Annotated in this window: 18 protein-coding genes; 16 read left to right on the plus strand and 2 right to left on the minus strand. The window is 40.5% G+C overall.

What is annotated here, in order from left to right; genetic code table 11:
- Nucleotides 1-210 precede the first annotated feature (210 nt).
- Together HNQ34_RS15965 and HNQ34_RS15970 are read right to left on the minus strand one after the other, a co-directional pair.
- Entirely contained in the window at nt 211-1,584 is a 1,374-nt protein-coding gene (locus tag HNQ34_RS15965) for a sensor histidine kinase (protein ID WP_246364279.1), read from the minus strand.
- Nucleotides 1,574-2,236: a response regulator transcription factor gene (locus HNQ34_RS15970; protein WP_183256348.1), complete on the minus strand. Its 663-nt coding sequence runs from the start codon at nt 2,234-2,236 to the stop codon at nt 1,574-1,576. Before HNQ34_RS15970 ends, HNQ34_RS15965 begins: the two co-directional genes overlap by 11 nt.
- A gap of 182 nt (nt 2,237-2,418) precedes the next feature.
- Here HNQ34_RS15970 and HNQ34_RS15975 point away from each other — a divergent pair, with 182 nt between their 5' ends.
- The 16 genes from HNQ34_RS15975 to HNQ34_RS16050 all read left to right on the plus strand — a co-directional run bounded on the left by HNQ34_RS15975 (nt 2,419) and on the right by HNQ34_RS16050 (nt 23,432).
- Nucleotides 2,419-2,949 (plus strand): NfeD family protein, encoded by a 531-nt coding sequence (locus tag HNQ34_RS15975; protein WP_183256349.1) that lies wholly within the window; start codon nt 2,419-2,421, stop codon nt 2,947-2,949.
- 15 nt (nt 2,950-2,964) lie between these two features.
- Nucleotides 2,965-4,458, plus strand: a complete 1,494-nt coding sequence (locus HNQ34_RS15980) for a flotillin family protein (protein ID WP_183256350.1) — start codon at nt 2,965-2,967, stop codon at nt 4,456-4,458.
- Between the two features lie 128 nt (nt 4,459-4,586).
- A complete protein-coding gene (locus HNQ34_RS15985) occupies nt 4,587-5,513 on the plus strand; it encodes a diacylglycerol kinase (protein ID WP_183256351.1) in 927 nt (308 codons plus the stop codon).
- 84 nt (nt 5,514-5,597) lie between these two features.
- The gene (gene rlmD / locus HNQ34_RS15990; protein ID WP_183256352.1) at nt 5,598-6,974 is read left to right on the plus strand and encodes a 23S rRNA (uracil(1939)-C(5))-methyltransferase RlmD; all 1,377 of its coding nucleotides are present in this window, start codon (nt 5,598-5,600) and stop codon (nt 6,972-6,974) included.
- Nucleotides 6,975-8,284: 1,310 nt separating this feature from the next.
- On the plus strand, nt 8,285-8,836 hold the full coding sequence (locus tag HNQ34_RS15995) for a class I SAM-dependent methyltransferase (RefSeq protein WP_183256353.1): 552 nt from the start codon (nt 8,285-8,287) through the stop codon (nt 8,834-8,836).
- Between the two features lie 170 nt (nt 8,837-9,006).
- Nucleotides 9,007-9,243 (plus strand): hypothetical protein, encoded by a 237-nt coding sequence (locus HNQ34_RS17970; RefSeq protein ID WP_409978385.1) that lies wholly within the window; start codon nt 9,007-9,009, stop codon nt 9,241-9,243.
- A gap of 394 nt (nt 9,244-9,637) precedes the next feature.
- A complete protein-coding gene (locus HNQ34_RS16005) occupies nt 9,638-10,738 on the plus strand; it encodes a Fe(3+) ABC transporter substrate-binding protein (protein WP_183256354.1) in 1,101 nt (366 codons plus the stop codon).
- A gap of 393 nt (nt 10,739-11,131) precedes the next feature.
- A complete protein-coding gene (locus tag HNQ34_RS16010; RefSeq protein WP_409978384.1) occupies nt 11,132-12,748 on the plus strand; it encodes an ABC transporter permease in 1,617 nt (538 codons plus the stop codon).
- Nucleotide 12,749: 1 nt separating this feature from the next.
- Nucleotides 12,750-13,469, plus strand: coding sequence for an ABC transporter ATP-binding protein (locus HNQ34_RS16015; RefSeq protein WP_183256355.1), 720 nt, complete (start codon nt 12,750-12,752; stop codon nt 13,467-13,469).
- Nucleotides 13,470-14,785: 1,316 nt separating this feature from the next.
- A complete protein-coding gene (locus HNQ34_RS16020) occupies nt 14,786-15,268 on the plus strand; it encodes a DUF3830 family protein (protein ID WP_183256356.1) in 483 nt (160 codons plus the stop codon).
- A gap of 429 nt (nt 15,269-15,697) precedes the next feature.
- The gene (locus HNQ34_RS16025) at nt 15,698-16,462 is read left to right on the plus strand and encodes an aspartate/glutamate racemase family protein (protein ID WP_183256357.1); all 765 of its coding nucleotides are present in this window, start codon (nt 15,698-15,700) and stop codon (nt 16,460-16,462) included.
- 302 nt (nt 16,463-16,764) lie between these two features.
- Entirely contained in the window at nt 16,765-17,514 is a 750-nt protein-coding gene (locus tag HNQ34_RS16030) for an aspartate/glutamate racemase family protein (RefSeq protein WP_183256358.1), read from the plus strand.
- 37 nt (nt 17,515-17,551) lie between these two features.
- Entirely contained in the window at nt 17,552-18,910 is a 1,359-nt protein-coding gene (locus tag HNQ34_RS16035) for an MFS transporter (RefSeq protein ID WP_183256359.1), read from the plus strand.
- A gap of 274 nt (nt 18,911-19,184) precedes the next feature.
- Nucleotides 19,185-21,233 carry a hydantoinase/oxoprolinase family protein gene (locus HNQ34_RS16040; protein WP_183256360.1) on the plus strand — a complete coding sequence of 683 codons (2,049 nt, stop codon included), beginning with the start codon at nt 19,185-19,187 and terminating at the stop codon, nt 21,231-21,233.
- Complete coding sequence (locus HNQ34_RS16045; RefSeq protein WP_183256361.1) at nt 21,217-22,977, plus strand: hydantoinase B/oxoprolinase family protein; 1,761 nt, start codon at nt 21,217-21,219, stop codon at nt 22,975-22,977. The genes HNQ34_RS16040 and HNQ34_RS16045 overlap by 17 nt, the downstream gene beginning before the upstream one ends.
- A 14-nt stretch (nt 22,978-22,991) precedes the next feature.
- Nucleotides 22,992-23,432 (plus strand): DUF3830 family protein, encoded by a 441-nt coding sequence (locus HNQ34_RS16050; RefSeq protein WP_183256362.1) that lies wholly within the window; start codon nt 22,992-22,994, stop codon nt 23,430-23,432.
- Nucleotides 23,433-23,652: the final 220 nt, after the last annotated feature.

Below are 23,652 nucleotides of genomic sequence, written 5' to 3' on the forward strand. Positions count from 1 at the left end.
AGTGTTGGTCAAGGGCGAATCCCTTTCCGCAATCTCCTTCATTTTCCTTCAAAAGGTAGCTCACAGGCATTTTTCATAGATTTTTTGACGCTACCGGCTTGTCTACATGTTGTATTGTAGAAAAGAAAAGAGAAAATTAGGTGAAAAAGAGAAGGAGATAAAAAAATTTTTTTGGTCAAAAAAAGAGCTTTTCGCAATCGAAAAGCCCCTTTAAAAAGGAATTCTCACGATAAACTCCGTTCCTTTGCCGACTTCGCTTTGAACGTGGATCGTGCCTTGATGGGCATCGACGATCCATTTGGCGATCGATAATCCGAGTCCGTGGCCGCCGTGCTGGCGCGTTCGCGCTTTATCGGCGCGATAGAAGCGGTCGAAAATGCGGCCGATTTCTTCCTGCGAAATGCCGATGCCGGTGTCTTTCACCGAAATAACTAAAATGCGCTGCTGTTTGTAAAGTTCGACACGGAGAGAAAGCGATACGTGGCCGCCATTTGGTGTGTACTTAATCGCATTGTCTAGCAAAATATATAAAAGCTGCGTTAATTTATCGGCATCGCCGCGACCGACGATGGATTCAGGGCTAGCGAAATACAAGTGAATGTCTTTTTTGTCGGCCAGCTCTTGCAATAGTTGGATCGTCCGTTCGGCATGAGGCCGGAAATCGAACGGTTCTTTTACGATTTCGAGAAACGCGTGCTCGGAATCGGAACGCGCTAACGTCAATAAATCGTTAATCAGCTTTGTCATGCGTTTCACTTCATCGCGCAACCGGTGCAGCACTTTTTGGCTAAATTCGCTCGTTTTTAACTCATCGTCCATTTCCAATGCTTCGACGGATGAAAAAATGACGCTTAACGGCGTTCTTAGCTCATGTGAAGCGTTGGCAACAAATTCGCGCTGGCGGTTATACGCTTCCTGTATCGGGACGAGCGCCCGTTTGGACATAAAGTGGCTTAACAAAACGGCCACGCCGATAAACAAGACGGCGAGCCCAATCAGCACCATCCACAACCATTTAAACAGACGAGAAAAAGTGGTCGTGTCCATTCCGACATACAACACGCCGACAAACTGGTTATGGACGATAATGGGCCGGGCAGCGGCTAAAATCCTTAAATCAAGCGAACGGAACCGCGAAAACTCATGCTGGCGGGATGGCAGGCTGATATCAATATATTTCAGCTCTTTTTCATCCGGTGTCCACTCTTGCAGCGCGGCCAAAAGTGCCGGTCTTACCCCTCTGTTCACCTCATCTCCCATGATGAGCTCTCTCCTTGGATTAACCACATAGAAAAAAAACTGATCTTCGCTTAAAAAAATGACATTTTGATTGTCAATAAAATTAGGAAAGGTTTGTTGAACTAAAATATCTTCGATCGCTTTCCTTTCTTGATCGGCCAGACTGTTAATTCGCCGTTCTTGATCGTTTGTAATAATAATATAAAGGAGAGAGTAAACGATCATAATAAAGACCGTTAAAAAAATCATCATCATTCCGCTGTACAGCGCCGTTAATCGAAGTTGAGTGAGGCGAAACATATCTTGTTTGTTTTTTAGCAAAAATGTCATAAATTTATTCTTCAATTTTATACCCCACCCCGCGTACAGTCTGAATGACGTCCTCATCAAGCTTTTTCCGCAGCAGCTTAACAGTGGCATCAATCGTTTTCATCGAAACGTCCGCATCATATCCCCAAATACGGTCAAGAAGCGTTTCCCGCGTCAAGACGCGCCCTTTATTTTGCAAAAGCAAATCAAGAAGCTGAAATTCGCGTGGTGTGAGGAAAATTTCCTGATCGCCACGATGGAGCGTATGGCTCGTTCGATTTAAGACAAAATCTTTAAAGCGGACGATTTCTTCTTGGATCGGCACAAACGTGCGGCGGGACAACGCTTTTAACCGTGCGACAAGCTCATCGATTTCAAACGGCTTGACGAGATAATCATCGGCTCCGGCCTCAAGCCCTTGAACGCGGTCTTGCACCGCATCTTTCGCCGTCAACATTAAAATCGCCCCGGAATAGCCTTTTTGGCGCAGACGTTTGCAAATTTCGACCCCATCTCCGTTCGGCAACATCCAATCTAAAATGATAACATCGTAAAAGGAAGCAAGCGCATATTCGTACGCATCTTCCCCTTCTTGCACCCAATCGATTTTATCGGCCCCTTTTTTCTTTAACATATGAACGATCAATTCTCCTAAATATAAATCGTCTTCCGCTAATAGTAGTTTCACCTGTTCTCCCTTCTTTCTCCGGCGAAATTTCTATAAAAATCATAGCAAATTTTGATGAAAAATAAGTGAAAACTTATTAAAATGAAGAGGAAGGGATTTTTATCAAAATAAAGAAAAATATGAAACTCTTTTTTGAATCGTTCGTATACATAGATGAACCCGGGCAAAAAGGAAGTGAGAAGATGTTCGGATATCCGATCGAAACCGTTTATTTATTTGTGCTCATTGTGAGCGGCAGTTTGACATTTGTTTATATTTTGTTGAGCGATATATTAGACGGGATTTTTGATGTGCCCGACCACCCTTTTTTCAGCCCGCAGCTCATTTTCTCGTTTTTCACCGTCTGGAGTGCGGCAGGATATTTATTTGAAAAATATACCGGCATGCCATCAACCGTAATCGGCCTTGTAAGTGCGGGAATCGCCTTTATCGTCGTCTTGCTTTTGCACTTTTTTGTGTTCATTCCGCTCCGTTCAGCTGAGGCGTCGCTCAATTATTCAGAGGCGGATTTGGAAGGAAGCCTTGCGAAAGTGATCGTTACTGTTCCGGCGGACGGGTTTGGCGAAATTTTGATCGAGCGCACAAGCGGGGCGATTGCGAAACCGGCGAAAAGCTTGAAAAACGAGGAAATTGCGGCAGGAACAGAAGTAATCATTATCGAAATGGAAAACGGCGTCGCCACTGTGGCGAAGCACGATCCATATCATATTTAATGGAGGAGATGTTTAATGCCGATTTTAATCGTTGTTGGGGTCGTGGTCTTATTGCTTCTTGGATTGATTGCGATTTTTATGTTGCGCTATCGCACTGTCGGGCCGGATGAAGCGCTTATTGTGACGGGAAGCTATCTCGGCAGCAAAAATGTGCACGTCGATGAATCCGGAAACAAAATTAAAATTGTCCGTGGCGGCGGGACATTTGTCTTGCCGATTTTCCAACAAGCCGAGCCGCTCAGCTTACTATCTATTAAGCTAGATGTGCAAACGCCAGAAGTGTACACGGAACAAGGCGTTCCGGTCATGGCGGACGGTGTCGCGATCATTAAAGTCGGCAGCTCGATCGGCGAAATTGCGACAGCGGCCGAGCAGTTTTTAGGGAAATCGCGCCAAGATATGGAAAATGAAGCGAAAGAAGTGTTAGAAGGGCATCTTCGTTCAATTCTCGGCTCGATGACGGTCGAAGAAATTTATAAAAACCGCGACAAGTTTTCGCAAGAAGTGCAGCGTGTCGCCTCACACGATTTGGCGAAAATGGGGCTTGTCATCGTTTCGTTTACCATTAAAGACGTGCGCGACAAAAACGGTTATTTGGACGCGCTCGGAAAACCACGCATCGCCCAAGTGAAACGCGACGCTGATATCGCCACAGCAGAAGCAGAAAAAGAAACGCGTATTAAGCGAGCCGAAGCCGATAAAGAAGCACGGAAAGCGGAATTGGAACGCTTGACGGAAATCGCCGAAGCGGAAAAAATCAACCAGTTGAAGCTGGCAGAATTCCGCCGCGAACAAGATATCGCGAAAGCGCGCGCGGATCAAGCGTATCATTTGGAAGAAGCGAAAGCGAAACAAGAAGTGACCGAGCAGCAAATGCAAATTAAAATTATCGAGCGGCAAAAGCAAATCGAATTGGAAGAAAAAGAAATTTTGCGCCGCGAGCGCCAATATGACTCAGAAGTGAAGAAGAAAGCGGATGCCGACCGTTATGCGGTTGAGCAAGCAGCAGCGGCGGAAAAAGCGAAGCAAATGGCCGAAGCGGATGCGCAAAAATACCGCATCGAAGCAATGGCAAAAGCGGAAGCGGAAAAGATCCGTATGGACGGATTGGCCAAAGCCGAAGCGGAAAAGGCAAAAGGGGAAGCGGAAGCAGAAGTTATCCGCCTAAAAGGGTTGGCCGAAGCGGAAGCGAAGCAAAAAATCGCCGAAGCGTTCGAACAATATGGTCAAGCAGCAATTCTCGACATGATTATCAAAATGCTTCCTGAATATGCAAAACAAGTTGCTGCACCACTTGCGAATATTGATAAAATTACGGTTGTCGATACAGGTTCCAACAGCGCAAACGGCGGTGCCAACCGCGTAACGGGCTATGCGACAAACTTAATGGCGACATTGCAAGAATCGCTCAAAGCATCATCTGGCATTGATGTCAAACAGCTGCTCGAAAACTTATCTGGAAAAGGAACGATCCAAAGCGCACCGTCGCAAACGGTGGAAAAAGAGTAATCCTAGAGGGACTGGCGGAGCGCTAGTCCTTTCATCTTTTGGGGCGAAATCATTGCAACGAAACATTGATTCCGGTATTATGTTAAATAGTGGAATCGATTGAAAACATAAATTAGGATGATGGGGCTATGAAACGAGCAAGAATTATTTATAATCCAACGTCAGGACGAGAACTATTTAAGAAGCATTTACCAGATGTGCTCATTCAGCTAGAGCAGGCGGGATATGAAACGTCTTGCCATGCGACAACGGGGGCGGGAGATGCAACAAAAGCGGCGCGAGTGGCAGTTGAACGCCAATTTGACCTTGTTGTTGCTGCTGGCGGAGACGGAACGATTCATGAAGTCGTAAACGGGCTTGCCGATCAAGCGTATCGTCCGAAATTAGGCATCGTTCCAGTCGGCACGACGAACGATTTTGCGCGGGCAATCGGGGTGCCGCGCACGATTGAAGGAGCGTGTGAAGTGATTGCAACAGGCGAAGCGGTGCCGATTGATATTGGCAGCGTGATGAACGAAGGGAAGATGCGCTATTTTATTAACATTGCCGGCGGCGGGCGTCTAACCGAGTTGACGTATGAAGTGCCAAGCAAACTGAAAACGATGCTTGGACAGCTTGCTTACTATTTAAAAGGAATTGAAATGTTACCGTCGATTAAAGCGACCGAAGCGCGAATTGAGTATGACGGGAAAGTGTATGAAGGCGAAATTATGCTGTTTTTAGTATCGCTTACGAACTCGGTCGGCGGATTTGAAAAGCTGGCACCTGATTCATCGCTTAATGACGGCATGTTTGATTTAATTATTTTAAAGAAAACAAATTTGGCGGAATTTATTCGCATTGTGACACTAGCTTCCAGAGGGGAGCATATTAACGATCCGAATCTAATATATACAAAAGCGAACCGCATTAAAGTAACCGCTCCCAACAATATGCAGCTCAATTTGGACGGTGAATACGGGGGCGTGCTACCGGGCGAGTTCGTCAATTTATATCGGCATTTGGAAGTGTTTGTTCCGAAAGAAAAAGCCGAACAAATGAGAGCAGGATTTTAAGCGGAAGTCCTGTTCTCTTTTTGTGTTCCGCACAATCGTGTGATACAATCAATGCAGCATTTTCACGAAAAGGAAGTAGAAACAATGGCAAAAGTAGAAGCTCCAGTTGCAAAAAACGAATACTATGATGTCATTTTTGAAGATTTGACGCACGATGGCGCCGGCGTGGCAAAAATTGACGGTTTTCCAATTTTCGTGGCGAACGGGCTGCCTAGGGAAAAAGCAAAAATTAAAGTCATCAAAGTGAAAAAAGGTTATGGCTATGGGCGTTTAATTGAACTATATGAACCGAGCCCGGATCGCGTAGACGCACCGTGTCCCGTTTACAAACAATGCGGCGGCTGCCAGCTGCAACATCTTAGCTATGAAGGGCAGCTGAAAGCGAAGTATAAACATGTGAAAGAAGTGCTGGCGCGCATCGGAAAGATTGAGGATGTCACTGTTCATCCTGTTCTTGGCATGAGTGATCCGTGGCGGTACCGTAATAAAGCGCAAGTGCCGGTTGGCGAGCGCGAAGGCGGACTCATCGCCGGCTTTTACAAAGAGCGCAGCCATGACATTATCGATATGGAAGCGTGTTTGATCCAACAGGAAATGAACGATACGGTCGTGCAGACAGTGAAAGCGATTTGCGAGCAATATAACATCCCAGCGTACAACGAACAAACGCATAAAGGTGTCCTTCGCCACATTATGGCGCGCTATGGGGCAACGACGAAAGAGGTAATGGTCGTTTTGATTACGCGCACGGAAGAGTTGCCGCATAAAAAGAAAATTATTGAGGCGATTATTGATCGCATCCCAAATGTAAAATCGATTGTGCAAAATATTAACCCGAAGCGAACAAATGTCATTATGGGGGAAGATACGCGCGTTCTTTGGGGATCGGAATATATTTACGACTACATCGGCGACATTCGTTTTGCAATTTCCGCTCGTTCGTTTTATCAAGTGAACCCTGAACAAACGAAAGTGTTGTACGAAAAAGCGCTTGAATATGCCGAATTGACAGGAGAGGAAACGGTCATTGACGCCTATTGTGGCATCGGGACGATTTCGCTCTTTTTAGCGAAAAAAGCAAAGAAAGTGTACGGGGTCGAAGTCGTTCCGGAGGCGATTGAAGATGCAAAGCGAAACGCGACGTTAAACGGCATTACAAACGTCGAATTTGCCGTTGGCGAAGCGGAAGCGGTCCTTCCGAGATGGTATGAACAAGGGGTGAAAGCCGATTGCATCGTCGTCGACCCACCGCGCAAAGGCTGTGACGAAACGCTATTACAGACGATGATCGCCATGAAACCGAAGCGCATCGTCTACGTATCGTGCAACCCAGCCACCCTCGCCCGCGACTTGCGCATTTTAGAAGACGGCGGCTATAAAACGTGCGAAGTCCAGCCGGTCGACATGTTTCCGCATACGAATCATGTCGAGTGTGTTTCACGGCTAGTGTTAAAAATGTAAGCACCAAATAAACTCGTTCCACTTGGAAAATAACTGTTCATAAAGAGAAATAAAGTTGGATTTTGGATGATTTTTACTGGAAAAAGACATCGGATACTCTCGCTCCTTATTTGGAAAAGAGGGGGAGAGGAATAGAGAGAAAAACATTGATATATCAAAAAAATCGAATAAACAAGTGGTAAAAACAAGAGGAAAGAAACGGGAGAAATCATCCGTTCTTCCCTTTTTCTTTTTCCAAAAATCGAAATAAAGTTGTGCAAGGTTTGAGGAAGAAGTGGGTGAAAAATTGTGGGGGGAAATTGAGAAAAATGTGGGAGAACGAACGAGTCTATTTCAAAATTTAAAAGAAGTGACAAAATAGAAAGTTTTCGCATTCGAAAAATCAAATGGGTGATCAAAGAGCTGATAGATCGTAATGAAAAAATAGCGCCATACAAAGTTTAGCTATACGCAGGATTTGGCGGGAAATCGCCAGCATGCCCGCTCATAGAAAAAATTTTGCAAGAAGGCGAATTATGCATCGATGAAGAATCAAAACGAGTACAGTGAGTTACGACGTCCGATGAGCGGGCGTTTTTTATTTATGGGAGGAGCGATACTACATGTAGTCAACTTATATGCTAGATTTGGATTGTATGGTACAATTATGTAAAGTGTTTAAGAGTCTAAAGGGACAAATTGATGTTTTCTAGGGGGGATATATTGCTTGAAGAAAAAAGAAGATGATTTAAATTAGTCTGATACAAAATTAAGAATGAAGAACTTGCAAACATGTGTCGGTATGTTTTTGAATATTTTAACCAGTATTTGGAAACTGAACAATCAGCAAAATCAACCACTCTTGAACAAGGAAAGAATTGAACAATATAAAAAGCAAATACACAAGTACGATGTAGAAATTTAACAATGGCTTGTTGAGAATTATTAATGAAAAAACGGGGCAATCGATCAAGAAAGAGATGACTTTAGTTAAGTTTTTTAATCGAAACTTTATCTATATAAATGCCATTTGGAACTTTAACGTTTTCGTCTTTTATGGAGTAATCGGTATGTTTCGACTGTCGGGTGACCGAACAACACCGCTTCTAGACAAATACATTTGTGTGTGAAGCGGTAGGTTGTTCGGTCCTCTGTCACGCGAAGGCGTGACGAAGGCAAGTCTGTGACTTGCCTCCGACATTCGAAAAAATAGGGAGTCTACTTTTTCGTCCGCCATAAGTTAAACCTCCCAGTTGTATTTATATAGTGTGTCTTAAACAAGTTTATTTAAAATCATCTTAAACATTTATAGGGCAAGGATTGGTGTAACAATGGTGAAGTTTCTCATAGAATTTGCTAAAAGTCCACGGTTTGTTGGGGCAGTTTGTCCAAGCAGCAAATATCTGGCGGAAAAAATGGTGGAAAATATAGACTTTGAAAGATGTGAATGTATTGTAGAATACGGTCCGGGAACTGGTGTTTTTACAGAAAAGCTTATTGAAAGAAAAAAAGAAGACACTTTGTTAATAATTTTCGAGAATAATAAGGAATTTTATGAAGGAATGCTCAGTCAATATAAATATAAACAAAATGTTAAAATAATAAACGATGGTGCGGAACATGCAAAAAAATATATGGAGCAATATAACATTTCAAAGGTGGATTATATTGTATCGGGTATTCCTTTCGCTTCTTTACCTTCCAATATTTCAGAAACAATATTAAACGATGTGAAAGAGATATTGAAGAATGACGGGCAATTTATTGCTTTCCAATATTCCTTAGTAAAAATGAACTTTTTCAAAAACTATTTTAATGAAATACAGATTAAAAAGGTTTGGCTGAATGTTCCACCAGCATATGTGTTAAGTTGTCGAGTGTAGGGATGGGGTATAATGAAAAAATATTAGCGGTTGATGACGATACGAAATAGTAAGAAAATTAATAGAACACGAGTGTTGATTAACCAATAATATCCATAAGAAACATAGAAAAAAGAGCACCTTTCCTGTAGATGTAAGTGACCATACCAATATACTCAGGAGGTGCTCTTATGAACAAGCATATCACACTCCTAAATTTGTTGAAAAAAATTGTGTCAGATGAAAACATTCGTTTAATCGCAGAAACCGTTGGTTATCAAGATTCATCGCGAACATTCAAGCTTCGAGCGCTCATTGACTTTTTTCTTCTTGCCGCGTTCATTTCTTTTATTCATCGTTTTTTATTTGGGCAATTTCCTCTTGATTGGGAATCGGAGATGGCTGCTGCCTTGTTTGAGTATGCCTAAATTTATGGGAGAAAGGTGCCTAATTTTGGATCATCCACAGCCGTGTGTCCCCCCTCAATTTACATAGGGAATAATAATTTTCTATATAAATGCCATTTGGAACTTTAACGTTTTCGTCTTTTATGGAGTAATCGGTATGTTTCGACTGTCGGTCCTCTGTCACGCGAAGGCGTGACGGAGGCAAGTCTGTGACTTGCCTCCGTCAGTCGAAAAAATAGGGAGTCTACTTTTTCGTCCGCCATAAGTTAAACCTCCCAGTTGTATTTATATATTAGGAGAAAAGTCATAAATTGTTCATAATTTTTTTAATGAAAAGCCATTGACTTGATAATGATTATCATTATAATTACAATTGATAACGAGTTTCATTACTAAATTAAAAGAGGTGCGAAAGATGGCAAAAAGGCTTTTAAGTTTAAGTGTTGTCTTTTTATTGGTTATTGCAACGTTATTAGGTTGCGCTTCGAGTAATGAAAGTGCAAACTCCTCTAGCAATGGAGAAGAAGATCGCTCAAAAGGAGAAGCGAAAAAGGAAAAAAACGGGGGAGTAGTGAATGTTTATACAAGTAGAGCTTATGAAACAGACCAAGAACTATATAAATTATTTGAAAAACAAACGGGTATTAAGGTGAATGTAGTTGAAGGGAAAGGCGACGAATTAATGGAGCGCCTAAAAATTGAAGGAGAAGCAACAGAAGCGGACGTATTTATTACAGCAGATGCTGGTAATTTATACGTAGCAAAAGAAAGCGGCTTATTACAACCAATCGAAAGCGAAACAATCTTCAATAACATTCCAGATAAATATCGTGATGATGAAAATTACTGGTTTGGTATTACAAAGCGTGCTCGTGTCATTGTTTATGCGAAAGATCGTGTAAATCCTTCTGATTTGTCTACGTATGAAGCGTTAACAGATGATAAGTGGAAAGGTAAAATCGTTGTTCGTTCATCTGAAAATATGTATAACATTTCTTTACTTTCTTCTTTTATTGAAGTAATGGGTGAAGAAAAAGCGACTGAGTGGGCGCAAGGAATTGTTAACAACATGGCGAGAGATCCACAAGGAAATGACCGTGACCAAGCAAAAGCGGTAGTTGCTGGTGAAGCAGATTTGGCGATTATGAATACGTATTACATCGGTTTAATGTTAAACTCTAATGATCCGGAAGAAGTAAAAGTAGGGAAGAGTGTAGGGATTTTCTTCCCGAATCAAGAAACAACAGGTACACATATTAACGTAAGTGCTGCCGCTGTAACGAAGTATGCAAAAAATGTAGAAAACGCAATCAAGTTTATCGAATTCTTAACAAGTGAACAAGCTCAAGGTAAATTTGCAGCAGTGAACTATGAGTACCCTGTAAATCCTAACGTTGAACCATCTGAACTTTTAAAATCTTGGGGAGAATTTAAAGAGCAAGATATTGATTTAACAGTATTAGGTAAAAATCAACAACAAGCTATTCGTATTTTTAACCAAGTAGGTTGGAAATAATTTGATGTTTGACTAACATCGATAAACACGAGTGTTGATTATCCATTATTTTGCTAAAAAACATACAATCATACGGCTGAACACAAGTTTTTTGCCTTTTCCCTTGAATAAGAACGCGCCGGCGGGCAAATTACATTTGCCCGCAAAGCATTCATTGTTCGAGGAGGCCATGCGTACAGCATGCCCAGTCGGCAAATGGTTCATTTGCCGACAACGGCAGAGCTAGGAATAGAGCGATGTCAGCTAGGTTTAATTGGTTAATCAACACGCTTGATCCATAAAAAACTATACACTTTGAGAATGATGTTCGTTATACTTAAATTTAGGAATATAGTAAGGAAAGTATACAAATGCTCGGTCCATGGAATAAAGGAAGTGTCAACGTTGCAATTAATCCGACATGCAAAACAGCATCTGAATATTTGGGCAATTTTAAGTCTTGTTTTTGTCGCTGTCATTTTATTCCCCAATTTATTAATTGGCTTTAAATTTTTTACAGAGCCTAATGAAAATTGGGAGCACATAAAGTTTTATTTGATGAGAGATTATATAAACAACACAGCTACCATCCTTATATTTACGGCTATTTTAACTATACTAATTGGAACGAGTTTAGCGTGGCTCATCATAATGTATGAATTCCCACTAAGAGGCTTCTTCAGGTGGGGGTTAATTTTGCCATTAGCTATTCCACCATATATTGGAGCTTATACGTACCATGGGCTTTTAAATTATACAGGAGTTATTCAAACGACTTTACGAAATACTTTTGATATACAAGTAAATCAGTCCTATTTTAATATTATGTCGACTCAAGGTGCAGTGTTTATTTTTACGTTATTTTTATATCCATATGTGTATACGATTACAAAAAGTTTTTTCCAATATCAATCTGCATCACTCATTGAAAACGCCATATTGCTTGGAAGTAGTCCAACTTCTACTTTTTTCAGGGTAGCGCTCCCACTTTCACGTGCTACCATTGTTGGAAGCGTTACATTAGTCATGTTAGAAGTGTTGAATGATTATGGTGTCGTAAGTTATTTCGGGATTCAAACGTTCAGTACCGCTATTTTCCGTACTTGGTATGGGATGAAAGATCTTGACTCAGCCTTAAAACTAGCGGGTACCCTTATGTTTATTGTTATCGTTGTACTAATCCTCGAGAAAATGTTAAGAGGAAGAAAAAGATATAGCTATGCATCAACAAAAGTTAGGCCGATTCATCCAAAGCGATTAAAAGGCTGGAAAGGTTGGCTACTATTTGCATATAGCTTTGCTATCTTTAGTATTGCATTCTTAGTCCCGTTAGCCCAGCTTCTTTATTGGGCATTTATGACGTATGAAACTATTTGGAGTCAAGCGTTTTTCCAATTAGCGAAAAATTCGATTTTCGTGGCATCTATTACATCTACTATTATTATTTCTATTGCTTTAATTATTGCTAATTTTACAAGAATGCACCAATCTCTTTTTACAAAATTAGTATCTCGAGTAACAACTTTAGGGTATTCGATACCAGGTGCGGCAATAGCAATTGCTATTATTACGATCTTTATAAGTATCGATACATTTTTAGCAAAATGGGATACTGGAATTGTATTAAGAACAAGTTTAGTCATGCTAATCTCGGCTTATGTGATACGCTTTTTGGCTATTGGATATAACTCGGTGGAAGCTGGCTTTGAGAAAATCGGAAATACTTTTACGGAAGCTTCAAGGCTTTTAGGAGCCTCCACCATTCGCACATTTTTTATGGTTGATTTGCCTTTAATGAAAAATGCAATAGCTGCAGGGTTTATTTTAGTTTTTGTTGACATTTTAAAAGAATTGCCTTTGACATTATTTTTACAGCCGTTTAATTTTGCGACGTTGGCTACACAAGCGTTTAAATACGCAAATGATGAGCGTGTGCAAGAAGCATCTATTGCATCGCTTCTCATTATCTTAATTAGTGCGACAGCCATTTTTATTTTCCATCGTGTGCTTGAAAAAAAGGAGGCAAACTAATATGCATGTTCAAATAGAAGATTTAACTTTTCAATATCGAAATGCTAAAACGCCAACCATTAAAAATTTTTCCTTAAGTATTGATAAAGGAGAGATCATTTCTATTCTTGGTGATAGCGGTAGTGGTAAAAGCACCATTTTGCGATTAATTGCTGGATTAGAGATTCCTCAGTCAGGAACGATTAAGATTGACGGGAAAACGATATTATCACATACACACTTTACGCCTCCTGAAAAACGTGGAGTAGGAATGGTATTCCAAGATTACGCATTATTTCCACATATGACAGTGGCGAAAAACATTATGTTCGGTTTAAGAAATATGAAAAAAGCAGAGAAATTGGCTCGTTTAGAAGAAATGCTAGAACTTATCAATTTGAAAGACTTTAAAAACCGTTATCCATATGAATTAAGTGGTGGTCAACAGCAACGTGTTGCTTTAGCCCGTGCGTTAGCGCCAGCTCCATCGTTACTTATATTTGACGAACCTTTTAGTAATTTAGACGCAAGCTTACAAGAAAAAATAAGAGGAGAGCTTCGTGTCCTTTTAAAGCAAACGGGTATTACGTCCATTTTTGTTACACATGATCAAGCAGATGCCAAAGCATTAGCCGATCGAATTGTCTACATTAAAAATGGTACGATAGAAAGAATTGTCTCTAGCACTTCTCTTACGTTTAAGGTAAATCGGGCAAAGGAAAAAGTTTTGACTATACAGTAAAATAGCAATGTAAAAAAGAAGATGTGAAAGGCATCTTCTTTTTCTTTTGTCGTCATATAATAATGTCCGTTCAAAAGGAATGTGGATTGGTTGGAAATATTTGTTCGATACGAATATGATTTTTATGGAATCCTTTTTCTCATTCTGGATGGTGTTGCAAAACTAGAGTAAAAAATCATGTGCATAAGTATACACATTTGAACATGTAGCTAATAACGACGAAATCCATATCAACAAGGTTGCTCTAATCCATGGATCTTGAGTTAGTTGAATACCTGTTTGATGTTCGTGCGTATGCCGAATTGTGTTCAAGATATCCGGAATTACATGACCATATGCATTTAATAGCTGGGATATCGGCAACATCCGCTTTTGTCGCCATGTTTGTTTCAATATTTGCCACCTGGCTATCGAGCTTGTGGTGTGGACCTGCATTTCGAGGTTGGAAAACCGATCATCGAGTTTGTGGGCCTGTGTTTCGAGGTTTACCATTACGATTTGAGGGTTACTACGTCGGATTTGATCGTGGTGATTTCTGATTCGATGTTAGAAAATCGGCCATTTAATATTTTTAGCTCCTGTGAAATTTGTTGGAACATCCTCTCTATCTTCCTCCCATCCTTTTCGTAATAATTTAGTGCGACATATATAAATACAACTGGGGAGATTTAACTTATGGCTGACGAAAAAGTAGACTCCCTATTTTTTTCGACTGTCGGAGGCAAGTCTGTGACTGGCCTTCGTCACGCCTTCGCGTGACAGAGGACCGAACAACCAACCGCTTCACAGACAAATGCATTTGTCTGGAAGCGGTGTTGTTCGGTCACCCGACAGTCGAAACATACCGATTACTCCATAAAAGACGAAAACGTTAAAGTTCCAAATTGCATTTATATAGTTTCGATTGCCCAGCTGCATCCTGTACAAGCAGCGCATACATTCATTAATTATAAACCTTCTCTAGAAAGCTGTGAAGTTATGATAATTGTTTCAGTGATATCGTGGAACACTTGCATTTTTGTAAAAAGACCAAACCAGCTGCACTACAAGCCCGGCGATGATGCTCGCAAGGTCGCTTCAGCTATCGTTGGTCCGTGTCAGTGAAATATAAATAGCCGACGATGAAATAAGTGTTTTTGCATCTATACGTTGACATCGAGCGAATTTTTTGGGTGTTGAGTGAAATCGAAATCGCGTACCCTCCATTCGAGCACAACAGTATGGAGTTGTTATTAAGCCTGAGGGGTTATAGATGTGGATGAACAGGCAACAATAAATTATCGGCAAGCAAATAGAAATTGATCGGATGATGAAACATGAAACGTATATTAATCATCTTTGAGAATGGGAGAAGTTTCCCCGCAACACTGCTGGAAGACAAAGCTCCTAAAACTTGTGAAAAAGTTTGGGAGTCACTCCCTTTTAGTAGTATTGTAAGGCATTCTCGGTGGTCGGGTCGTGAACGGAACTTTCCATTTACATCAAATGGGTATCCAAAAAGGGAAAATCAAACCATATCAACAAGCATTGGTGAAATTGTTTATTGGAGGGATTGGTTAATGGACGAAGAACCGGATGTTTCTGAGATCATAGCTATTTATTATGGGGCAGAACGTACACGAAGCCATAGAGGGGATGAACCTGTTCATGTATTTGCCAAAATTGATTATACACATTTTTGTAAATTTGCAAATTATTTGTTTTGCACATTAGCTAATTATTTCGGATTGGAATATACTTACAAAATCAGAAGCACGGGCTTTACATGGAGTGGCGGACATGTTAGGCTAGTTGCCTAGCGAAACAAGGGCTAGTGCTCGCCCCTTTCGCTAGAAAACATGTCCGCAGAGGCTCCGTGTCAAGCCACCAAACGGTTTTTCTGTAAATAGAAGGGAGGAAATTTGCACAATACTCCAGATTTTAGCTGGATTAACGCGCAAAAACCCGTTTGAATTTGCAAAAAAATGGCCATTTTGTTCCGAAATAACGTGCTAATTTACAACATTTTGATCGATTGAAAGCTGTAGGGGAACGTATTTGGTTAAATGGAGCCGAGAGAATACAAATTGAAAAGTTATCGGAATAGAAATTAAAATAATTAAAAATATTTTGTTTTTTATAAAAAAAATATAGATATATCAAAATTTTTGTGGTAATATCATAATAAACAGTTGAGTAGTTTGATTATTCTAAATTATTAAACAAAAAAGAAAGAGAGGGTGAACATTTTGACAAAAAAAATTTTATTTATTAACCCGTTGCACACAGAGGTCTTTGATGAAGAATTCAGGGCACAATTCGAACGCTATAAAAGTCCAGATACGGTAGTGGATATAGTTTCTTTTGCCTCTGGAGAAGGACCGATTCATTTGGAATATAACTGCTATGAAGCTATGGTTATTCCTGAATTAATTAGGACGGTGAAGAAGGCTGAAGAAGATGGGTATGATGCAGCTATTATTGGGTGTTTTTATGATCCTGCTTTAAGAGCATGCCGTGAAGTTACTGAAAAAATGGTTGTTACCGCACCTGCAGAAGCTGCTTTACACATTGCCACCACGTTGGGAGAAAGCTTTTCTATTCTAGTGGGTAGAAAAAAGTGGATTCCAGAAATGAAAGAAAATGTTCACAAATACGGATTTGGAGATAAATTAGCGTCGTTTAAATCCCTTGACCTTGGAGTACATGATTTCCAGAAAGATCATGAAGAAACAAAGAGAAGAATTAGAAAAGCAGCGAATGAAGCGATTGAAAAAGATGGAGCAGACGTCATTGTGCTAGGTTGCACAGCTGAGTTTGGTTTTTTTGAATCATTGCAGCAAGAATTAGGGGTTCCTGTAATTGATGCGAGTCTTTCTCCATTTAAATATGCTGAGTTTTTAGTAGAAGTTAAACAAAAATTGTCGTGGACACATAGTAAGAAGGTAGGGTATCAATCGCCACCTGTACATGAAGTGAAAGATTTTAAATTATTCGAAACTACAAAAATATAAGGAAAAAACCCGTGGTGCTAGTTGAGCGTCAACGCTCAACTTTGACTGGTTAGAGAGAATTTGAAGCTGTGGAGAGCGGATTTGCCTAAACGTAACGGAGAAGATCCGGATTGAAAAATTAAAAAATTTAATATAACCATAATTTTTGGTTTTATATTCAAATAAATAAAAATTAATTGTTTTTTTATCAAAATTTTTATAGTTAAGAAGGAATTATTAAATTAATGACGTAATAATTTGTCTAACGATCAAAATTTTTGGAATATTTTGATTGTTAAACTTAAGAAAACGGAGGAATCGAAATGGAGAAAAAAGTCTTATGGATTAATCCTGTTACGACGGATTTGTTTGATGCGACATTCAAGAGTGAGTTTGAGAAAGTAAAACAACCGGACACGATCATCGATGTTGTTTCTTTGTCACCTGCACCGGGGCCGACTCATCTGGAGTACAACTGCTACGAGGTCATGGTTATGCCAGAAATTCTAAGATTGGTGAAGAAGGCAGAAGATGAAAAGTATGATGCAGCTATTATTGGGTGTTTTTATGATCCTATTTTAAGAGCTGCTAGGGAAGTAACGAGAAAGACTATCGTGACCGCACCTGCAGAGGCCAGTTTGCACATTGCAGCCACTCTCGGTGAGAGCATTTCCATCATTGTCGGGCGCAGGAAGTGGATTCCGGAGATGAAGGAAAACGTCCATAAATACGGATTTGGGGAAAAGTTGGCATCATTCAAATCTCTCGACATGGGGGTACATGATTTTCAGAGAGATCATGCGGAAACGATGAGACGCATTAAACAGGCGGTCAGAGAAGCCAAAGAAAAAGACGGAGCGAATGTTATTATATTAGGTTGCACCATTGAGTTCGGATTTTACCGTGAGGTTCAAGAAGAAATGGAAATTCCTGTAATTGATGCAAGTTTAGCACCGTTGAAATACGCGGAATTCTTAGTAGAGATTAATAAAAAATTCGGATGGGGTCATAGCAAGTTGGATGGATACCAGTCACCGCCGGATGAAGAACTAAAAGCTTGGCAACTTTTTTAATGAATACTTAAAAAGCACTATTAGAAGGAGGATCAACATGAGCACAAATTATTTATCGCATGCGGATAGAGATGGTTCTAAGCCATCAAAAACACTCGTACAAGTGGGGGAGCTATTTGAAAAGATGCCGGTGACAGGTGAGCATTGGAAAGCGGGATTAGCCCTGTTTTTCTCTTTTGCAATTGAAGCATGGGAAATGATGATCATTATTCTTGCAAGTGCTTCGATAGGTGCGGAGTTCAAGCTGGATGGAGCACAAATTGGCTCTTTGATCGGTTCTATCTTTCTCGGAATGATCCCTGGATGTCTCGCTTGGGGTAAGCTGATTGATAAATTCGGCCGAAAAAAAGCGATGATTTACAGCTTAATTTCGTATGGAATCATCTCTCTTCTAAGCGCTTTTTCCGTGAATTATGACATGCTTTGGTGGTTGCGATTCTGCTCGGGAGTTGGCCTCGCAGGTCTGATGGTCGCTACATTCCCGTACTTTGAAGAATTGTTGCCGGTAAAAGCCCGTGGGAAAGCAACGGTCTATCTAGCTTCCGGTTGGCCTGTGGGATTCTTGCTGGCGATAGGTATTACGTACCTCTTTATGGATATGGGATGGCGGTGGATCATTGGAATCAGCTCGATTGCCGGTTTGTGGTTCCTTGTTGTTGCAGCCTTGGTTCCGGAATCTCCGTATTGGCTAGTTGGAAAAGGACGCCAAACAGAAGCTAAAGAAGTTGTTCGCAGGCTTTCCGCCGGCAAGATGGATAACGAATTTGACAATGTTGAACTTATCGTGGAAGACGTAAAGGAAGGGTCCTTCATTGAGATCTTTAGAGGCAAATTTCTGCGTCCAACTGCTTTGCAGATCATCATTAATTTTTGTTTCTCTTGGGGATATTGGGCACTTTCTTCATGGATGCCGGCGCTTTTGGCGAAAAAGGGTTTGAGTGCTCCGCAAGGATTGGGCTTTATGGCGTTATCTGCCTTGTTCATGTTCCCTGGCTATATGACGGCGTCATACTTAACCGGCAAGTTTGGACGTAAAAAAGTCATGTTTACGTTCGTTCTCCTTGCTGCTATCGGAGGATTTGGCTTTGCATCCTCAAGTACTATGGCAGAAATGTATATCTGGAACTTTGTTCTATCTTTCTTCAGTTTAGGCGCATGGGGAGTATGGGACACGTGGATGGCTGAACTTTATCCGACCGAGGTTCGAGGTGTCAGCTATTCTGTAGGAGCCACTGCTCAGCGTGTAGCCAACGCCATTGCCCCGAGCGTAATCGGTGGGATGTTGGCCGCAAACACTAGTTTCTTAGCTACGGTTTCCTTTATCTCAACCTTTTTGGTTATTACGTTTATAGCTACATTATTCTTAAAAGAAATGGAAGGGGAAATTTTACATTGATATTTAGTACTTAACTTCTTTGAACAAGTAGATAATCATAGGATTGTCCACTTCAGCTTGTCGACCAAAGTCGACAAGCTGAAAATAAATTATCCAAGTTTAGAGTGATAATTGAGGGTATTTTTTAGTGACAATAAAAGGTTTAACAATGTTACTTGCCACCTGATTAATATAATAAGCGCGAAAACCTTAACAATGTCGGCATATGCCATTGCCATATATAAATTTAAATTAATGAACAATACAAGTAAAAACATAGAAAGGGGCGAATTTTGTGACGCGATATCGTTTAGGAATCGATATAGGTGGTACATTTACTGATTTGGTTCTCTATGATAAGAAAGAGGATAGCTATAAAACCGAAAAAATCTTAACTACATCAAAAAATTTGGCTGACGGAGTATTGAAAGGGATGAAGAACCTAGTAACTGATTTTAAGGACATTGAATATTTTGTCCATGGAACAACTGCAGGGCTAAATGCTTTTCTTGAGCGTAAAGGAGCGAATGTAGCCTTAATTGTAACTAAGGGATTCCGCGATATCTATGAAATTGGGCGTGCAAATCGTCCAGAAATGTATAATATCAAATACCGGAAACCTGAACCTTTAGTAAAACGCCGTAATATATTTGAAGTCGAAGAACGGATATTATATGACGGCTCAATAGAAACAAGTATCAACTTAAATCAATTAAACGAGGTACTCAATCAAATTATTGAAAAAGGATTTAACTCTGTTGCCGTTAGTTTATTACATGCTTATAAAAATCCTGAGCATGAGATCACAGTAAAGAATGTCATTAAGCAAAAGGCACCTCATATCTCTGTGTCACTATCCCATGAAGTTGCACGTGAGTGGCGTGAGTATGAGCGTACTAGCACAACAGTAATCAATGCTTATGTGGCGCCGATTGTTGAAAACTATCTTTCAAGTTTAGAAGTCAGAACTAGGTCGGATGGCTTAGAAGGCGACTTATATATCATGAAATCTAATGGAGGTGTAATGACTTCTGAGATTGCGAAAAAGATGCCGATTCAAACTCTATTGTCAGGGCCAGTTGGCGGTGCGGTAGGAAGTATCACTCTCGGAAATCTGACGGGTTATAAAAACTTAATCTGTGTAGATATGGGAGGGACTAGTTTTGATGTAAGCCTCGTCATTGATGGTAAACCTGATGTTACATCAGAAACAAGCCTAGAAGGATTCCCAATTTTAACACCGATGGTCAATATTCACACTATTGGGGCAGGGGGCGGATCTATTGCTTGGATCGAAGGAGGCGGACTCCGGGTAGGACCGAAAAGCGCAGGTTCAGATCCAGGGCCAGCATGTTATGGAAAAGGTGGCACACAAGCGACGGTAACAGATGCAAACCTTGTTCTTGGTCGCCTTGATGAAGACGGATTTCTTGGTGGAAATATGAAATTAGACAGAGATGCAGCATACAAAGCTATTAAAGAAATCGCAGATCGCTTGGGATTAGGTGTTCTTGAAACGGCCGAGGGAATCTGTGATATTGTAAACGCCAAAATGGCTGATGCAATTCGTACACTTACTGTAAGAAAAGGAATTGATCCTCGTGATTTTGCTCTTGTCGCATTTGGAGGAGCAGGTCCGATGCATGCTATATCAATAGCTGAGCTTTTAGGAATCAAGAAAATTATTGTTCCAGCCGTAGCAGGAACATTTTCTGCATGGGGTATGCTTCAGACGGATATTAGACATGATACAGTCCGTACCTTTGTGTCTACATTAAATAAGGATGACAAAGTGAAAATGAATGCCCTTTATGAAGAAATGGAAGAAGAAACGAAAAAGATCTTGGCACAGCAAAAAGTAAAAGAAGAGAATATGCTGTTGCAACGTACAATAGACCTTCGCTATGTGGGACAGGAGTATACGGTAAACGTTCCTTTTCAATCTGATGAATCTTTTAGCCAGCTTATTGCCCTTTTCCACAAAATGCATGAAAAAATTTATGGACATAGTAATTCAGATGGAATGGTGGAATCGGTAAACATCCGTGTCATTGGGTATGGAAAGATTGAAAAAGAAAACGAGGTAGAAAAACGAAGTATTTCCAAAAGAGTTACAGATGTAATTGCCAGAACACATAAACAAGTTATCTGGAATGGTGTAGAACAAAACACACCTGTTATAGCATCTAAACATTTACATTATGGCCATAGTTTTTATGGTCCTGCTATTGTAGAGGATCCAAGAACAACTATAGTTATTCCTAAGGGTTACCGAGTGGAAGTCGACCGGTTAGGGAACTTTGAAATAACCAAGGAGGAGAATAAGGATGGAAACGAACACTAACGTTGCACCAAATCAGTTTTTGGAAAATCCTATTACAACTGAAATTATTCGAAATGCATTATATTCAGCTGCTGAGGAAATGAACGCGAGTCTTGCGAGAAGCTCTTTTTCTCCCATTATTTATGAAATGAAAGATTGTAGTGTCGGAATTTTCAATAGAAATGCTGAACTGCTAGGTCAATCAGCAGGGCTTCCAATCTTTCTTGGAAATTTAGATGATTGTATTAAGATCACTACCCAATATATAGGAGGTATTGAAAATTATCGTCCTGGTGATGTTTATATCATGAATGATTCGTATTTAACAGGTACACATCTAAATGATATTACAGTTATCTCACCAGTATTCTACGATGGAGAATTGATTGGATTTACAGCAAATCGTGCCCACTGGCTGGATGTAGGTGGCCAAGATCCTGGATTTTCAATGAATGCAACGGAAATTTATCAGGAAGGCATTAGGATTCCTCCTACTAAAATATATGATGCAGGAGTACCACGAAAAGACGTTATTAATCTAATAACCACGAACAGTCGCTTCAGTGAAAGTGCATTAGGGGATCTTAATGCACAGATTGCTGCTTGTCGTACAGGAGAAAAAAGGTTTCATGAAATTATCAGCAGGTTTGGTCTTGAAACAGTAAAACGTTGTATTGCTGATATATTCAAGCAATCTGAACTTTTAGATAGAGAAATGATTGCGCAAATTCCAGATGGAGTATATGAAGCAGAAGGTTATTTGGATAATGACGGTGTATCTGATGAGCCAGTAAAAGTTAAGGTTACAATTACGGTCGAGGGAGAAAATATTACTATTGATCTAACAGGTTCCAGCCAACAGGTAAAGGGAATGACAAACTGTGGATTAGCCCAAACGATATCGGCATGCCGTGTTGCATTTAAAGAGCTGATTAATCCAGATGCGCCTGTAACTGGAGGAAATTTTAAAACCCTTAATGTCGTAGTGCCAAAAAGAACGATTTTCAGTGCAGAAGAACCTGCAGCATGTGTCTTTTATTACTCTGCTTTAGGTCTCTTGATTGATCTCATAGTAAAAGCTCTTTCACCAGCCCTTAAGGAAAAGAGCGCAGGTGCCCATTACGGAGACTCCATGATCATCACGTTTGCCGGTATGGATCCGCGAAGAAATTCTTCATTCTTAAATGTAGAAGCAACTGCCGGGGGATGGGGTGGTTTTGCTGAGAATGATGGTCAATCAGGTTTGATTAATAACGTGAATGGTGATTTCAAAAATTTACCAATAGAAGTTCTTGAGGATAAATATCCACTCAAGGTGACTACTTACGGATTCCGCTCAAATTCCGGTGGGGCAGGTAAGAATCGAGGAGGCTTAGGTATTGTCCGTGGTTATGAGGTGCTTACTGATGAAGCATTTTTATACCTTTGGTTTGAAAGATCAATCACACCAGCATGGGGACTATTCGGAGGTGGCGAGGCATCCAAGCCTGAGGTGACGATTTATGACGGTAGCAAAGAAGAAAAAGTGTTGAAAGTCAATGCAAAACCGTTGAAGAAAGGAAGTAAAGTAGTTGTAAAAACCGGTGGGGGAGGCGGCTTTGGGCACCCATTTGAACGGGAAGTGAGTCGCGTACTTGAGGATGTAATCGACGGATATATCGACCGCCAAGCTGCTTTAGAACAGTATGGAGTTGTTATTAAGCCTGAGGGGTTAGATGTGGATGAACAGGCAACAGTAAATTATCGGCAAGCAAATAGAAATTAATTGGGTGGTGAAACATGCGACGTATATTAATTACCTTTGAGAATGGAGGAAGTTTTCCTGCAACACTGCTGGAAGACAAAGCTCCTAAAACTTGTGAAAAAATTTGGGAGGCTCTCCCTTTTAGTAGTATTGTGAGGCATTCTCGGTGGTCGGGCCGTGAACTGAACTTTCCATTTACATCAAATGGGCATCCTAAAAGGGAAAATCAAACCATATCAACAAGCATTGGTGAAGTTGTTTATTGGAGGGATTGGCTAATGGACGAAGAACCGGATGTTTCTGAGATCATAGCTATTTATTATGGGGCAGAACGTACACGAAGCCATAGAGGGGATGAACCTGTTAATGTATTTGCCAAAATTGATTATACACATTTTGATCGATTGAAAGCTGTAGGGGAACGTATTTGGTTAAATGGAGCCGAGAGAATACAAATTGAGAAGTTATCGGAATAGAAATACTAAATTGCAATATTAAATGCAACAAATTGTGAAATCCCTGTAAACCGGTGATGAGGCAGAATGGATCTCCGCACCACTTTGGTAGCGTCAAAAAATCTATGAAAAGTAATCACGAGCTGCCTTTTGAAGGAAAATGAAGGAGATTGCGGAAAGGGATTCGCCCTTGACCAACACTCGCCAAAGGAAAGAAAGGGTCAGTAAGGGCAAGGGCAGA

Source organism: Anoxybacteroides tepidamans (assembly GCF_014201465.1).
Classification (GTDB): domain Bacteria; phylum Bacillota; class Bacilli; order Bacillales; family Anoxybacillaceae; genus Anoxybacteroides; species Anoxybacteroides tepidamans.